Below are 15,272 nucleotides of genomic sequence, written 5' to 3' on the forward strand. Positions count from 1 at the left end.
ATAACCGGCGCGGTTATCCTTAATTGTCTTTCCCTGCTTAACAGTGAAAAAAGCCAACCCAAACCACGACGCTGCCCGCTAAATGCGCTTTAATCAGTGACAGACGATGACAAACAAGGACCCTTTGCGTGAGCGACAGTGAGGCGCGCAGGCGCAAAGCCAGGAGGCAACATGAGCGAACACAACATCACCGATATCATTGCACCGGACCTGAACGTGCTGTTTTGCGGCATCAATCCCGGCCAGTCAACCGCGCACACCGGCTATCACTTTGCGCATCCGGGTAACCGCTTCTGGAAGGTGATTTATCTGGCAGGGTTTACCGAGCAGCAGCTGAAGCCGGAAGAGGAGCAGCGCTTACTGGAGACCGGATGCGGTATCACGATGCTGGTTGAGCGTCCGACCATTCAGGCGAATGAACTGGGTGGTGATGAGCTTCGCGATGGCGGTCAGCGGCTGATGGATAAGGTGATACGTTATCAACCTGCTGCGCTGGCTATCCTGGGTAAGGATGCCTTTAAACGCGCGTTTCGGCAGAGCAAGGTGGAGTGGGGCGAGCAGCCGATTTACATGGGGAAAACCCATGTCTGGGTGCTGCCGAATCCCAGCGGACTGAATCGGGCATCACTGGAAGAGATGGTGGCGATGTATCGTCAGATGTACGATGCGCTACAGGCACAAGGTTAAAGGTCAGGCGTGAAAAGTGGGGAAGGGCGGCAGATATAAAAAACCCCGGCGAACCGGGGTTTTAACTGACTTAGTCGTCGAGGAAGCTACGCAGCACTTCCGAGCGGCTCGGATGGCGCAGTTTACGCAGGGCTTTCGCTTCAATCTGACGGATACGCTCACGAGTAACGTCAAACTGTTTGCCTACTTCTTCTAACGTGTGGTCGGTGTTCATATCGATGCCGAAACGCATGCGCAGCACTTTGGCTTCACGGGCGGTCAGGCCAGCCAGCACGTCATGGGTGGCAGAACGCAGGCTCTCAGAGGTGGCAGAGTCCAGCGGCAGCTCCAGCGTGGTGTCTTCGATAAAATCACCCAGATGTGAATCTTCATCATCACCAATCGGCGTCTCCATAGAGATAGGCTCTTTGGCAATCTTCAGCACCTTGCGGATCTTATCTTCAGGCATCAACATGCGCTCAGCCAGTTCTTCTGGCGTCGGCTCGCGGCCCATCTCCTGCAGCATCTGGCGCGAGATACGGTTGAGTTTGTTGATGGTCTCAATCATATGCACCGGAATACGGATGGTACGCGCCTGGTCAGCGATAGAACGGGTAATCGCCTGACGAATCCACCATGTGGCATAAGTTGAGAACTTATAGCCGCGACGGTATTCGAACTTATCAACCGCTTTCATCAGACCGATGTTACCTTCCTGAATCAGATCCAGGAACTGCAGACCACGGTTGGTGTATTTCTTCGCGATTGAAATGACCAGACGCAGGTTAGCTTCAACCATCTCTTTCTTCGCGCGGCGGGCTTTCGCTTCACCGATCGACATACGACGGTTGATGTCTTTAACCTGCTCGATGGTCAGGCCGGTTTCTTCTTCAATCTGGGCCAGTTTCTGCAGAGAACGCATCACGTCATCCTGCACGTCCAGCAGTTTTTCAGACCACGGCTTGTTCATGGCCAGTGCGGCTTTGAACCAGCTCTCGTTAGTCTCGTTACCGGTGAACAGCGTAATGAAGTTTTTCTTCGGCATTTTGCACACTTCAATACACAGCTTCATGATCAAACGTTCCTGAGTACGGACACGCTCCATCATTTCACGCATGTTGTTCACGAGGTAGTCGAACTGCTTCGGTACCAGGCGGAACTGCTTAAAGACGTCAGACAGGTTCTGGATCTCGGCAACCGAGGCAGCATGGCTGCGTCCTTTGCTTTTGATCACGTCACGCGTGGTTTCGTACTGCGTGCGCAGGTCAGAGAACTTCTCGCGCGCCAGTTCTGGATCGATAGAGTTATCGTCGTCAGAGCTGTCGTCATCGCTCTCTTCGTCGTCATCTTCGTCGTCGTTACGATCGGCTTCAGACAGCTCAGAACCCACGTGAGTGGCGGTCGGTGCCAGGTCTTCTTCAGCGTTAGGATCAACAAAGCCAGTGATTAAATCTGACAGGCGCGACTCGCCTGCTTCAACGCGATCGTACTGATCCAGCAGGTAGGTAATGGCTTCCGGGTATTCAGCAACGGAACACTGAACCTGGTTAATACCGTCTTCGATACGCTTCGCGATGTCGATTTCGCCTTCGCGGGTCAGCAGTTCAACGGTACCCATTTCACGCATGTACATGCGAACCGGGTCAGTGGTGCGGCCAATTTCAGATTCAACGCTGGATAATACCTGAGCGGCAGCTTCCGCGGCATCTTCGTCAGTATCGGAGCTGTTTTCATTCAGCATCAGATCGTCGGCGTCCGGGGCTTCTTCAACCACCTGGATGCCCATGTCGTTAATCATCTGGATGATGTCTTCGATCTGATCGGAGTCGACGATATCTTCCGGCAGATGGTCATTGACCTCAGCATAGGTCAGATAGCCTTGCTCCTTACCACGGGTGACAAGAAGCTTGAGCTGTGACTGCGGGTTTTGCTCCATAAGACGGTATCCACACTTCTGTTAATTAGATTGGTGTTGGTCGGCAGCGTGCCAACAATAACAGTGAAGGCATTTATTCTCGCCGCTGCCTTCGTCGCGGCCTGGGCTTTGCCCATCAGTAATCGGCACTTAAGCCGCAAATTTTATGTCGGGCCTGGCTTACTCGCCATTTTTGCCGCTGCCAAGTGCTCGTCATCCTCACGTACATCAGTACGCTCCGGTGACTGCGCGCTTTCAGCGACAAAACTTGCTTCGACGCCGACGGCCCGAGGGCGGAAGCTGGCTTACTCGCCATTTTTGCCGCTGCTAAGTGCTCGTCATCCTCACGTACATCAGTACGCTCCGGTGACTGCGCGCTTTCAGCGACAAAACTTGCTTCGACGCCGACGGCCCGAGGGCGGAAGCTGGCTTACTCGCCATTTTTGCCGCTGCTAAGTGCTCGTCATCCTCACGTACATCAGTACGCTCCGGTGACTGCGCGCTTTCAGCGACAAAACTTGCTTCGACGCCGACGGCCCGAAGGCGGAAGCCGGCTTACTGGCCATTTTTGCCGCTGCCAAGTGCTCGTCATCCTCACGTACATTAGTACGCGCCGGTGACTGCGCGCCAACAGAAACAAAACGTGCTTCGCCCCTCAATTTTTCAGCATGCCGCTTCGCTTAGGGAAAGCCGCAGGCCGGATAATGCGTTACTTTTTCGCGAAGGCCTGGCTCAGCGCCCAGAGCTCGCGTCGCTCGTCGGTACTGAGCCCGTGCGTACGTTCACGCGCAATCAGGAACTCCAGTCGCTCTTCCAACGCCGAGTCATAAACGCTGGCAAGGGAGTCCTGAAATACCGCCTCGCTTTCCTCATCCACTATCATGTGGTTCCAGACGGCCAGTGTTTCAAGCGTCTGGCTAAAATTTGTTCCGCGATATAACTCTAGTAGCTGACCGGTGGTCAATCCAGGATTCTCATTACAGCGCGTCACTAATTCAATAAATAACGGTAAACCGGCAATTTTCGACTCGGCAAGCCCGTCCAGTGACGGCACCAGGGTTGCCAGCTGCGGATTCTGAATCAGCAGCGCCACTAAAACGCGCATCGTGGTGCGTTTAAGCGGTGGGGCGACCGGTGCGCTTCCGCCCGGGGCCTGCTTTGGCATCAGCTTTTCAAGCTGAGAGTCATCCAGAATACCTAACTTGTTACCCAGCGCCTGGCGCATATAGATACGCAGTGTTTCACCGGGAATCTGTGTGATCAGCGGCAACGCCAACGTACTTAAACGTGCTTTACCGTCGCGAGAGCTCAAATCTACCTGAGGTAGCAGGCTGTCGAACAGAAACGAAGAGAGCGGCATCGCCTGCTCCATCCTCGCCTCAAATGCGGCTTTACCCTCCTGGCGAACCAGCGTATCCGGGTCTTCGCCGTCGGGTAGAAACATAAAGCGTAGTTGACGACCGTCATTCATGTAAGGCAATGCGGTTTCAAGTGCACGCCATGCTGCCTCACGTCCAGCCCGATCGCCGTCATAACAGCAGATCACGTTGTCCGTGCTGCGAAACAGCAGCTGAATATGTTCAGCCGTGGTTGATGTCCCCAGTGACGCAACCGCGTAATCCACGCCAAATTGCGCCAGGGCAACCACATCCATATAGCCTTCCACCACTAACAGGCGTTTAGGTTCAGGATGATTTTTTAACGCTTCATACAGGCCATAGAGCTGACGGCCTTTATGAAAAACCGGCGTTTCCGGTGAGTTCAGATACTTAGGCGTATCATTACCCAGCACGCGGCCACCAAAACCGATGACGCGGCCTCGCTTATCGCGAATCGGGAACATCACGCGCTCGCGAAAGCGGTCATAAACCCGGCCTTTGTCGTTACTGACCAGCATCCCCGCTTCCATCAACGATTCACGATCTTCAGGCTGCTTGCCGAAGCGTTTCAGGACGTTGTCCCAACCGGCGGGCGCATAGCCAATCGAAAAATGGTTGATGATGTCGGCGCTCAGACCACGATGTTCAAGATAATCGCGTGCTGACTGGGCGCTGGACTGCTGCAAACTCTGCTGATAAAAACCGTTCAGGTTCTCCATCAGCTGGTACAGGCTCTGGCGCTGATGGCGTTCCATCTGGCTTGGCCCATTGCCCGCTTCGTAAGGTACGTCTAAACCATGGGAAGTGGCTAACTCTTCAATACTTTCAACAAACTCAAGACGATCATAGTTCATCAGAAAGTCGATTGCGTTACCGTGAGCGCCGCAACCAAAGCAGTGATAAAACTGCTTTTCGCCATTTACGGTAAAAGAGGGCGTTTTCTCATTATGGAAAGGACAACACGCATGATAATTTTTTCCCTGCTTTTTCAGCTTAACGCGGGCATCGATTAACTCCACGATGTCCGTGCGGGCAAGTAAGTCATTGATAAATACGCGTGGAATACGTCCTGCCATAAGCCCCGTTTTTTCAGCTCATAAACGACAACAAGCCGCGCTTCCTTTCGGAAAGCACGGCCTTTTACTTGACTCGGTCTGCGTTTATCACGCTGTGGAGGCGAACCTCCGGGAAATTAGTACAGACGAGTGCGGCGTGCGTTTTCGCGAGCCAGTTTTTTGGCATGACGCTTAACTGCAGATGCTTTAGCGCGCTTACGTTCGGTCGTTGGTTTTTCATAGAACTCACGACGACGAACTTCAGCCAGAACGCCTGCTTTCTCGCAGGAACGCTTAAAGCGACGCAGTGCTACGTCGAACGGCTCGTTTTCACGTACTTTAATTACCGGCATGTAACTCTCACCTCAATAAAATTCGGTTTTGCTGCTGACTGCGGCGCCAGCACATTTCAAAATGGTGCAGCATTTTACTCCAACTCGCGTCGGCTTGTAAAGCACCATGGATAATTTAGAACCAACAGGAGCGTTTGCCTGTGCGGCTGCCGGTTTTTTCCAGGGGCGGGAGTATAGCGCACTCTTTAGGCAGCAGAAAATGACTTTTTGCGTGGATTGCATCCTCTTTTCGTGCAAGGGCTATGCTAAACTGCGCGCCGCAAGAATGAGGTGAAGCAATGCGAATTCTGGGTATTGAAACATCGTGCGATGAAACCGGCATCGCAATCTATGATGACGAGGCTGGCCTGGTGGCTAACCAACTGTACAGCCAGGTAAAACTGCATGCCGATTACGGCGGCGTGGTGCCGGAACTGGCATCGCGCGATCACGTGCGTAAAACGGTGCCGCTGATCCAGGCGGCCCTGAAGCAGGCCAACCTGGCACCGCAGCAAATTGATGCGGTCGCCTATACGGCCGGACCGGGCCTGGTGGGCGCGTTGCTGGTGGGCGCAACGGTTGGACGCGCGCTGGCCTTTGCGTGGAAGGTACCTGCGGTGCCGGTTCACCATATGGAAGGTCATCTGCTGGCACCGATGCTGGAAGAGAATCCGCCCGCGTTCCCGTTTGTCGCATTGCTGGTTTCAGGCGGTCACACGCAGTTAATCAGCGTCACCGGTATTGGCGAATACACACTGCTGGGCGAGTCGATTGACGATGCCGCAGGTGAAGCCTTCGATAAAACCGCCAAACTGCTGGGGCTGGATTATCCTGGCGGCCCGATGCTGTCGAAAATGGCGCAGCAGGGCACCGCCGGGCGGTTCACCTTCCCGCGCCCGATGACGGATCGTCCGGGGCTGGATTTTAGTTTCTCAGGCCTGAAAACCTTTGCCGCGAATACCATTCGTGGCAATGACGATGACGCGCAAACCCGCGCCGATATCGCCCGGGCGTTTGAAGATGCGGTTGTCGATACGCTGGCGATTAAATGCAAACGCGCGCTGGATCATACGGGTTTTAAACGTCTGGTCATTGCGGGCGGCGTCAGTGCTAACCGCACCCTGCGTGAACAGATGGCCGTGATGATGCAAAAGCGGGGCGGTGAGGTGTTCTATGCCCGTCCTGAATTTTGTACCGATAACGGGGCCATGATTGCCTACGCGGGCATGGTGCGCCTTAAAGGCGGCACGCGGGGAGAACTGGGCGTGAGCGTCAGGCCGCGCTGGCCCTTGTCGGAACTGCCCGCCATCTGAGATTAAAAAAGCCGGTTAACCGGCTTTTTTTACGCTTACTTTTTCTTTTTTCGCTTCCAGATTTTGCTTTCCTGACCGCGCCACAGGCGCTGAATGTTGTCATGATGACGCAGTAAAATCAGGCAGGAGAGCATGGAAACCGGAAACGTAAACTGTGGCTTAAACCACCAGACATAAAAAGGCGCGATAAGCGCGCTGACAATCGCGCCAAGCGATGAGTAGCCGCTCAGCAGCACGGTCAGCAGCCACGTTCCCGTCATGAGTCCGGTCAGGTCCCAGCCAATGGGAGCGATTGCACCAAACGCCGTCGCCACGCCTTTCCCGCCACGAAAGCGAAAAAACACCGGATAAATATGGCCCAGACAGGCAGCAATGGCGGTTAAGCCCAGATAAAGCGGGGGCACATGAAACAGATAGGCCAGCCACACGGGCAGCATACCTTTCACAATATCGAACACCAGCACAGACGCAGCCGCCAGTTTGCCGCCGATACGCAGTACGTTGGTTGCGCCCGGGTTGCCTGAACCGTGGGTGCGGGGATCGGGTAAACCGGCGAGTTTGCAAACCAGAATCGCACTGGAAATTGAACCGCACAGATACGCGAAAATAATCATACCAAGCGCGAAAGCACTCATAACACCGTCCCGTTTCCTTTGGGGTCGTTTTGATCACGTCTACCATGGATAATACGCACAATCTGCCGGAAGTGGTATCCGGCGCGACCAAAAACAGAGAGCATCATCATGGATATCGTCTTTATAGAACAACTCACCGTCTTCACCACGATAGGGGTTTACGACTGGGAGCAGGGAATTCAGCAGAAGCTGGTGATCGATGTAGAAATGGCGTGGGATAACCGTCAGGCCGCCGCCAGCGACGATGTGAAAGACTGCCTGAGCTATGCCGATGTCTCAGAAGCGATTCTGTCGCATCTGACGGGACAGCGTTTTGCGTTGGTGGAGCGCGTAGCGGAAGAAATTGCGGATCTGTTGATGAACCGTTTCAATTCACCTGGCGTGCGCATCAGGGTAGCAAAACCGGGCGCGGTGGCTCAGGCAGCGCAGGTTGGCGTGCGAATTGAGCGCGGGACTATTCCTAAATAGTTACGATGTGATTGCCATCACAATGAAACCAAACCAAATTACTGTTTGTCTCAGCACGTGCCGTTTCGTTACGACAGACTAAACGGCAGTTGAGCTTAAGGTTTTACTCAGACTTAAGCAGATAAGATTTAAGGCGATAGCGCAACAGCTAGCGCCTTTTTCATGGTTTTAAAACGGACAGAGGGAATACATTGATGGCAGATCTTCATCAGCTGTGGGTAGCTGCAATCCTGGGCGTGGTAGAAGGGTTAACCGAGTTCTTACCGGTCTCTTCTACCGGGCACATGATTATAGTGGGGCACCTGCTGGGCTTTGAGGGCGACAAAGCAGAAACCTTTGAAGTGGTCATTCAGTTAGGTTCCATTCTTGCCGTCGTCGTGATGTTCTGGCGGCGTTTGTTTGGATTGATCGGCATTCACTTTGGTGAAGTGAAACATGAAGGTGTCGGGACAGGTCGGTTAACCCTGATCCATATCCTGTTGGGCATGATCCCTGCGGTGGTGGTTGGTCTGGCGCTGCACGATCAGATTAAAACGTTGTTTAATCCGATTAACGTGATGTATGCGCTGGTGGTCGGGGGCTTACTGCTGCTGGCAGCGGAATTCCTGAAACCGAAACAGCCAAAATCACCAGGTATTGATGATATCACCTATCGTCAGGCGTTTATGATTGGCTGCTTCCAGTGTCTGGCGCTGTGGCCGGGCTTCTCGCGTTCGGGCGCCACCATTTCAGGTGGGATGCTGATGGGCGTGAGCCGCTATGCCGCATCCGAGTTCTCGTTTATCCTGGCCGTACCGATGATGATCGGGGCGACAGGGCTGGATATCTATAAAAGCCTCGGCTTCCTGACGATGGCCGACTTCCCGATGTTTGCGGTGGGCTTTATCACCGCATTCGTTGTCGCGTTGCTGGCCATCAAAGTGTTCCTGGAGCTGATCAAACGCATCTCTTTCGTGTCATTTGCCATCTACCGCTTTATCGTGGCGGGCGCGGTGTACATGATTTTCATGTAAGCCACAGGGTAACGCGGTCGGGCGACTGGCCGCGTTACGCTAAGCCCTGTTCGACAGCCTCAATACGACGTCGCGTGAGCTCTTCCCGCACCTCTATCCCTTTAAATCCCGCCTCCACGACCGCCTTAGATGACACGGCCTGAGCCAGGGCAAACGCACGTCGCAGGTAGTTGCCCTGGGGATAAGGCATGTTGGCAAGGCCACCGCGTCCGCGGGCATCCGCTTCGCTGCACAGCGCCAGTTGGTTAACCCGCTCGGGTTTGCGCCAGGCGTCAAGGCGGTCAAATAAGCCAATCAACGCGTCGGCAGGGCGCTGCTCAATGGTATGCATCATGTCGTGAAACTCCGTGACCAGCAGCGCCAGATCACGGATCGCATTCGGCACGCGTAGCCGTTGACACAGCGCGGCGACCAGCGGAACGCCTGCCGGGCCATGTCCGTGATGGCTGGGCCATTTTTCAACCGGCGTTAGGGCTTTACCGACATCGTGAAACAGCGTCGCAAAGCGCACGTCAATCGCTTCCGACAGGCCAGCAGACAGGGTTAACGCCATCAGCGTGTGAACCCCGGTATCAATTTCCGGGTGCCATCGGGCGGGCGCCGGCACGCCGAACAGGTTATCGATTTCCGGAAACAGCCCCTGCAATGCGCCGCAGTCGCGCAGTACCTGGAAGTAAACCTGGGGATTATGGGAGGACAGGGCTTTTTCGGTCTCTTTCCAGACGCGTTCGGCCGTGAGATCGGCCAGCTCGCCGCTCTCTGCCATTTGTCGCATCAGCGCCTGCGTTTCGTCGGCAATACGAAAATTAAGGTGGGCGAAGCGCGCGGCAAAACGCGCGACGCGCAGGACGCGCAGGGGATCTTCACTAAAGGCATCGGAAACGTGGCGCAGCTGCCGGTCGGCAATATCCTGCTGTCCGTGGTAGGGATCGTAAAGCTCGCCTTGATCGTCGCGGGCAATGGCGTTAATCGTCAAATCGCGGCGCTGTAAATCCTGCTCCAGCGTGACGTCTGGCGCCGACCAGGTCGTGAACCCGGTGTAGCCTTTGCCGTTCTTCCGTTCGGTACGCGCCAGCGCATACTCTTCCCGGCTGTTGGGATGCAGAAACACGGGGAAGTCGCGGCCGACCTGCTGGTAGCCTTGTTCCAGCATGGCTTCCGGGGTCGCGCCTACCACAACCCAGTCTTTGTCTTTAACCGGCAACTTCAACAGCGCATCGCGCACTGCACCGCCAACAAGAAACGTCTTCACGCACAACTCCAGAGATAAATAAGTGATCTGCGCGTCTGTGGGCTTCCGGCACCTGAATCCAGACGGGCACAAACTCTATTGTTGCACAAATTCGACATATTGCAGACAGGCCAAAAGGGGCATCTTACGATCCCCTGATAGCGAGCGGTGGTAAAACTAGTTCATCCAGCGATCGTTTTTCTTACGGCGCGGCACCATGTGCGGCAACAGTAGCCCCAGCAGCAGGCCGACGCCTAGCACGCCGCCACCATACATAAACCACTGCATGATGATCGTACGCTGTTTGTCATCCAACTGAACGTTAGCGGCGCTGACTTTCTTCTGCGCCACGATCAGTTCGTTTTTCAGCTTCTGATTTTGCTCTTTTAAGCCGTTGATCACGCTGTCGCTGCTGGCCACTTTGTTCTGCATTTCGGCGGTGCGCTGATTCCAGCTGTTATCAATATTGGCTAACTTGGCGGTCAGGTCTTTAACCTGTTGTTCCAGCTGCGGTACCCGGGTGCGCAGGCTGGGATTTTCACTCAGCTGCGACAGGGGGATCCAGACGGTGCGGCCTTCGGCATCGCGTACCTGGCCATATTTGGTGGCATCATTGGTCTGCAGCAGCTGTACCTGTTCACCCGCATTCAGCTTGCCCAGCAGGCGAAACTGGTCGCCGGGACCGCTACGAACCCAGGTGGATAATTCGTCAGAAACGTAACGTTTTTCATCGGCGTGAGCAGGTGCAAGGGTGCTGAGGGCCAGCAAAGTGATTCCAGCGATTGTGATTTTTTTCATTAGATTTCGTTTTGCTTAAAAATTAAAGATAATTTACCGGCACAGTCTGTAGAGGCTTCGCGTAAATCTGAATGAGAACTATCCTGGTCTCATGACAGTGCGAAAAGGGTAGCGAAAGCACAAAGAAAGCAGAGACAGTCCGGCTTCTGTGCATTACTCTTCGCCTGAAAACCCTAACCTTCAGCTCAGTGGATGCAGCAGAAGATAACCTTAAACAGGCAGGGAATATATCCTTAAGTGCCAGCGGCGTTAGTGAATAAAAAAATATGACCATCGAAATCGAACTTAAGTTCATTGCTAAACCCAATGCTGCCGGGAAACTGGCAGAACGGCTGGCGGCGTTTCCGCATCAGCACCAGGCTGCCCGTCAGCTGACCAATATCTATTTTGAAACCGACGATAATCAGTTACGTCGTTGGAATATGGGATTGCGCATTCGGGGCGTTGATCAACGCTACGAAATGACGCTGAAAACCGCCGGCAAAACGCTGGGTGGGCTACATCAGCGCGGTGAATACAACGTTGACCTCACTGAGCCAACGCTGGACATCAGCCGTCTGCCCGCAGACATCTGGCCGGAAGGAACGGATGTGGCAGCGCTACAGCAGCGTCTGCAGCCGCTGTTCAGTACCCATTTTGAACGAGAGATCTGGGTAGTCACGGCGGGCAGTAGTGAAATAGAAATTGCCTGCGATCGGGGCGACGTGACGGCGGGGGAGTTGAGCGAACCTCTGTCAGAGGTTGAGCTTGAGCTAAAAGGTGGCCAGCGCAGCGAGTTGCTGACCTTTGCTCAGCAGTTAGTGGCCGTGGGCGACCTGCGGATGGGCAGCCTGAGCAAGGCGGCGCGCGGCTATCAGTTAGCCAAAGGTAATCCCTCGCGTGAGGTAACCGCCTTTCCGCTGTTAAAAGCCGGGGCGAAAGCCACGGTGGAAGAGGGCATGGCAGCGGCCATGGCGGCAGGTCTTCACCACTGGCAATATCATGAAGAAGTGTGGCTGCGTGGCAATAAGCGCGCCAGAGAAGCGGTTCGTGAGGCGCTGGATGTTCTGCGTCAGGCGTTTGCGCTGTTTGGGGCGGTAGTCCCGCGCAAGGCCAGTAGCGAGCTGCGTCAGAAGCTGACCACGCTGGAAGAAACGCTGCTAAATGAAGATGTCGATGCCGACAGCTTCTGTTTTTCGGCTCTCTCGGTAGAGGCCCAGTTAGCACTTACTCACTGGTTAGCCGAGGCGCACTGGCGGCAGTGGATTGATGAAAAGGGGCAAACCAAGCTCAACGGTTCCTTTAAACGCTTTGGCGATATCATGCTGGGCCGCATCAATGCCGATCTGAAAGAAACCTTCAGCACCGTCCATCAGGTGAATGAGTATCAGGACAAGGCCACGCGCCTGGATCGACAGCTGCTGGTGGTGCATTTGCTGGCGGGCGCTTACTCGCCGGATGCCGTTCACGACTGGCTGGCGCCGTGGCAGCAGCTGCAGCGCGCAATCAGGGAACAGCAGCACGCCAGCCTGGACTGGTTAACGGCGCAGGCGATGAAACAGTCACCCTTTTGGTTAACCAGCGGTTCGCCACGTTAAGTCATACAGCACGCTATCAGGGAGAGAACATGTTGCCATCCTTACCCACCGTATTGCGCACCCAGGCCGCGCGGGCAGTTGAACAGCTCGGTCTTGCGGATACCGCTCTCAGCGAGGCGCAGCTTGCCGGTCTGGCCTTCAGCGACTTTGTGCTGGATAACCTGCAGCAGAATCCGCACTGGTGGCAGGAGATTGCCGCACAGTCGCCCGAGGCCGACGAGTGGCAGCAGTATACGCAGTGGCTGGGCAGAGACATGGCGGCGGTGGACAGTGAAGCCAGCCTGATGCGCGTGCTGCGCCTGTTTCGCCGTCGCATGCTGGTTCGCATTGCCTGGATGCAGTGCTTGCAGCTTGCCACGACAGAGCAGACGCTGCAGCAGCTGAGCGTATTAGCCGAGGTGCTGATCGACGCCGCGCGCCACTGGGTTTATCAGGACTGCTGTCGCGAATTCGGCACGCCCTGCAATGCCGCGGGTGAACCACAGCCGCTGCTGATCCTCGGAATGGGCAAGCTGGGCGGTGGCGAGCTGAATTTCTCCTCCGATATCGATCTGATTTTTGCCTGGCCGGAAAACGGCACCACGCGCGGCGGTCGCCGCGAACTCGACAATGCGCAGTTTTTTACCCGCATGGGCCAGCGCCTGATCAAAGTACTCGATCAGCCCACGGCCGACGGCTTTGTTTACCGGGTCGATATGCGCCTGCGCCCGTTTGGCGACAGCGGGCCGCTGGTCATGAGTTTTGCCGCCCTGGAAGATTATTACCAGGAGCAGGGCCGCGACTGGGAGCGCTACGCCATGGTGAAGGCGCGGCTGATGGGCGATGAGCAGGATCGCTGGAGCCAGGAACTGCAGCAGATGCTGCGGCCCTTTGTTTATCGCCGCTACATCGATTTCAGCGTCATCCAGTCGTTACGCAATATGAAAGCGATGATCGCGCGTGAAGTGCGTCGCCGTGGGCTGAAAAACAACATCAAGCTGGGCGCGGGCGGGATTCGCGAAACAGAATTTATCGTGCAGGTTTTTCAGTTGATTCGTGGCGGACGTGAGCGCTCGCTTCAGCTCCGGGCCTTGATACCTACGCTGTCTGCTATTGAATCTCTGGCCTTACTGCCACCCGAGCAGGTTGCGGCATTGCGCGCGGCTTATCTGTTTCTGCGTCGGCTGGAAAACCTGTTGCAAAGTCTGGCGGACGAACAAACGCAAACGCTGCCGGAAGAGGCGTTACCCCGCGCCCGGCTGGCGTGGGCGATGGGCTGTGATGACTGGGCTGCGCTGAGCGCCCGGCTGGAAACGCATATGGCCGCCGTGCGTGCCATCTTCGATGAGTTAATCGGTGAGGATACGCCGGATGTGGGCGATCGCCCCGAACTGGCCGACTTTAACATGCTGTGGCACGACAGCCTGGAGGACACTGAGCTGGCCCCGCTGGTGCCACAACTGGATACCACGCAGTGTCATGCTCTTAATCAGGCGCTGGAAGCGTTTCGCCAGGATATCGGTCACCGCACTATCGGCCCGCGCGGCCGTCAGGCGCTGGATCAGCTGATGCCTCAACTGCTGAGTGAAGTCTGTTCACGCAGCGATGCCGCGGTGACCTTCAGTCGCCTGGCGCCGTTGCTGCTGAGCGTTCTGACCCGCAGTACCTACCTTGAGCTGCTCACCGAGTATCACGGCGCGTTGCGTCACCTGATTCGTCTTTGCGCAGCCTCACCGATGGTGGCCAGCCAGCTGGCACGTTATCCGCTGTTACTGGATGAGCTGCTTGATCCCGCCACGCTCTATCAGCCAACCGCTACGGATGCCTACCGGGATGAGCTGCGTCAGTACCTGATGCGCATTCCTGCGGATGATGAAGAGCAGCAGCTTGAAGCATTACGCCAGTTTAAACAGGCACAGTTATTACGCATTGCGGCGGCGGATATTGCGGGCACGTTGCCGGTGATGAAAGTGAGCGATCACTTAACCTGGCTGGCCGAGGCCATTATCGAATCGGTGGTGCAGCAGGCATGGAATATGATGGTGCAGCGCTATGGCCGACCGTCGCACCTTGTGCATGAACACGAACGGGGCTTCACGGTATTGGGCTATGGCAAGCTGGGCGGATGGGAACTGGGCTACAGCTCCGATCTCGATCTGGTTTTCCTGCACGACTGCCCGATGGAAGCCGTCACGCAGGGCGAGCGCAGCATAGACGGACGGCAGTTTTACCTGCGGCTGGCGCAGCGCATCATGCATCTGTTCAGCACCCGTACGTCGTCCGGCATTTTGTACGAAGTGGATGCGCGACTGCGGCCTTCGGGCGCGGCTGGCATGCTGGTCAGTACTTTTGAAGCCTTCGACGATTATCAGCGCAACGAAGCCTGGACGTGGGAGCATCAGGCGCTGGTCCGCGCCCGCGTGGTGTTCGGTGAGCCCGATCTGAGCGCGCGTTTTAGCGCCATTCGCCGTGCGATCCTCTGTCTGCCGCGCGATGCGGCAGCGTTGCAAACGGAAGTCAGAGAGATGCGTGAAAAAATGCGCGCGCACCTGAGCAACAAGCACAAGGGCCGCTGGGAGATCAAAACGGACGAAGGCGGCATTACGGATATTGAATTCATCGCCCAGTACCTGGTGCTGCGCTACGCGGCGGAGCAGCCCGACCTGACGCGCTGGTCAGACAATGTGCGGATTTTTGAACGGATGGCAATCCACCACAAAATGTCTGACGAGGAAGCGGCAGCGCTCACGCATGCTTATGTCACGCTGCGCGATGCGCTGCATCATCTGGCGCTTCAGGAGCAGCCCGGGCATGTTGAACCTGACGCCTTTGCGCAGGAAAAAGAGTCGGTGAACACCAGCTGGCAGCGATGGCTACAGTCACCACACTCTCTCACGGCGTGATGCTGATA

General features: G+C 55.7%; 12 protein-coding genes. 6 read left to right on the forward strand and 6 right to left on the reverse strand.

Features of this window, described 5'->3' with window-relative positions; genetic code table 11:
• Positions 1-171: 171 nt before the first annotated feature.
• Positions 172-687 carry a G/U mismatch-specific DNA glycosylase gene (gene mug / locus NXS97_RS16215; protein WP_029570675.1) on the forward strand — a complete coding sequence of 172 codons (516 nt, stop codon included), beginning with the start codon at positions 172-174 and terminating at the stop codon, positions 685-687.
• A 70-nt stretch (positions 688-757) separates the two neighbouring features.
• Here mug and rpoD read toward each other — a convergent pair whose 3' ends face one another.
• From rpoD to rpsU, 3 genes are all read right to left on the reverse strand, one after another.
• A complete protein-coding gene (rpoD, locus tag NXS97_RS16220; RefSeq protein WP_013027259.1) occupies positions 758-2,602 on the reverse strand; it encodes an RNA polymerase sigma factor RpoD in 1,845 nt (614 codons plus the stop codon).
• Between the two features lie 688 nt (positions 2,603-3,290).
• Entirely contained in the window at positions 3,291-5,036 is a 1,746-nt protein-coding gene (dnaG, locus tag NXS97_RS16225) for a DNA primase (protein WP_029570674.1), read from the reverse strand.
• Positions 5,037-5,152: 116 nt separating this feature from the next.
• A complete protein-coding gene (gene rpsU / locus NXS97_RS16230) occupies positions 5,153-5,368 on the reverse strand; it encodes a 30S ribosomal protein S21 (RefSeq protein ID WP_001144069.1) in 216 nt (71 codons plus the stop codon).
• Positions 5,369-5,646: 278 nt separating this feature from the next.
• Between rpsU and tsaD the strand changes: the two genes are divergently transcribed.
• Positions 5,647-6,660, forward strand: a complete 1,014-nt coding sequence (gene tsaD / locus NXS97_RS16235) for a tRNA (adenosine(37)-N6)-threonylcarbamoyltransferase complex transferase subunit TsaD (protein WP_013027257.1) — start codon at positions 5,647-5,649, stop codon at positions 6,658-6,660.
• A gap of 35 nt (positions 6,661-6,695) precedes the next feature.
• On the opposite strand, the gene plsY is transcribed toward tsaD, so the two are convergent.
• Positions 6,696-7,295 carry a glycerol-3-phosphate 1-O-acyltransferase PlsY gene (plsY, locus tag NXS97_RS16240; RefSeq protein ID WP_013027256.1) on the reverse strand — a complete coding sequence of 200 codons (600 nt, stop codon included), beginning with the start codon at positions 7,293-7,295 and terminating at the stop codon, positions 6,696-6,698.
• Between the two features lie 108 nt (positions 7,296-7,403).
• Here plsY and folB point away from each other — a divergent pair, with 108 nt between their 5' ends.
• Positions 7,404-7,763 (forward strand): bifunctional dihydroneopterin aldolase/7,8-dihydroneopterin epimerase, encoded by a 360-nt coding sequence (gene folB, locus NXS97_RS16245; protein ID WP_013027255.1) that lies wholly within the window; start codon positions 7,404-7,406, stop codon positions 7,761-7,763.
• A gap of 194 nt (positions 7,764-7,957) precedes the next feature.
• Complete coding sequence (gene bacA / locus NXS97_RS16250; protein WP_014594643.1) at positions 7,958-8,776, forward strand: undecaprenyl-diphosphate phosphatase; 819 nt, start codon at positions 7,958-7,960, stop codon at positions 8,774-8,776.
• 34 nt (positions 8,777-8,810) lie between these two features.
• On the opposite strand, the gene NXS97_RS16255 is transcribed toward bacA, so the two are convergent.
• On the reverse strand, positions 8,811-10,028 hold the full coding sequence (locus NXS97_RS16255) for a multifunctional CCA addition/repair protein (RefSeq protein WP_105080645.1): 1,218 nt from the start codon (positions 10,026-10,028) through the stop codon (positions 8,811-8,813).
• A 156-nt stretch (positions 10,029-10,184) separates the two neighbouring features.
• Positions 10,185-10,805, reverse strand: coding sequence for a TIGR04211 family SH3 domain-containing protein (locus tag NXS97_RS16260; protein WP_014605025.1), 621 nt, complete (start codon positions 10,803-10,805; stop codon positions 10,185-10,187).
• A gap of 266 nt (positions 10,806-11,071) precedes the next feature.
• Here NXS97_RS16260 and NXS97_RS16265 point away from each other — a divergent pair, with 266 nt between their 5' ends.
• Positions 11,072-12,382, forward strand: coding sequence for an inorganic triphosphatase (locus NXS97_RS16265; RefSeq protein WP_116220053.1), 1,311 nt, complete (start codon positions 11,072-11,074; stop codon positions 12,380-12,382).
• A 29-nt stretch (positions 12,383-12,411) separates the two neighbouring features.
• Positions 12,412-15,264, forward strand: coding sequence for a bifunctional [glutamate--ammonia ligase]-adenylyl-L-tyrosine phosphorylase/[glutamate--ammonia-ligase] adenylyltransferase (gene glnE, locus NXS97_RS16270; protein WP_116220052.1), 2,853 nt, complete (start codon positions 12,412-12,414; stop codon positions 15,262-15,264).
• The last annotated feature ends 8 nt before the right edge of the window (positions 15,265-15,272 follow it).

Origin of the sequence: Pantoea sp. B623, assembly GCF_024814475.1 — a bacterium.
Classification (GTDB): Bacteria; Pseudomonadota; Gammaproteobacteria; order Enterobacterales; family Enterobacteriaceae; genus Pantoea; species Pantoea ananatis.

Coding starts and splice junctions, on each gene's coding strand:
- folB (WP_013027255.1), top strand. CDS start 7,404: ATGGATATCGTCTTTATAGAACAACTCACCGTCTTCACCACGATAGGG.
- rpsU (WP_001144069.1), bottom strand. CDS start 5,368: ATGCCGGTAATTAAAGTACGTGAAAACGAGCCGTTCGACGTAGCACTG.
- mug (WP_029570675.1), top strand. CDS start 172: ATGAGCGAACACAACATCACCGATATCATTGCACCGGACCTGAACGTG.
- NXS97_RS16265 (WP_116220053.1), top strand. CDS start 11,072: ATGACCATCGAAATCGAACTTAAGTTCATTGCTAAACCCAATGCTGCC.
- bacA (WP_014594643.1), top strand. CDS start 7,958: ATGGCAGATCTTCATCAGCTGTGGGTAGCTGCAATCCTGGGCGTGGTA.
- tsaD (WP_013027257.1), top strand. CDS start 5,647: ATGCGAATTCTGGGTATTGAAACATCGTGCGATGAAACCGGCATCGCA.
- dnaG (WP_029570674.1), bottom strand. CDS start 5,036: ATGGCAGGACGTATTCCACGCGTATTTATCAATGACTTACTTGCCCGC.
- NXS97_RS16260 (WP_014605025.1), bottom strand. CDS start 10,805: ATGAAAAAAATCACAATCGCTGGAATCACTTTGCTGGCCCTCAGCACC.
- glnE (WP_116220052.1), top strand. CDS start 12,412: ATGTTGCCATCCTTACCCACCGTATTGCGCACCCAGGCCGCGCGGGCA.
- rpoD (WP_013027259.1), bottom strand. CDS start 2,602: ATGGAGCAAAACCCGCAGTCACAGCTCAAGCTTCTTGTCACCCGTGGT.
- plsY (WP_013027256.1), bottom strand. CDS start 7,295: ATGAGTGCTTTCGCGCTTGGTATGATTATTTTCGCGTATCTGTGCGGT.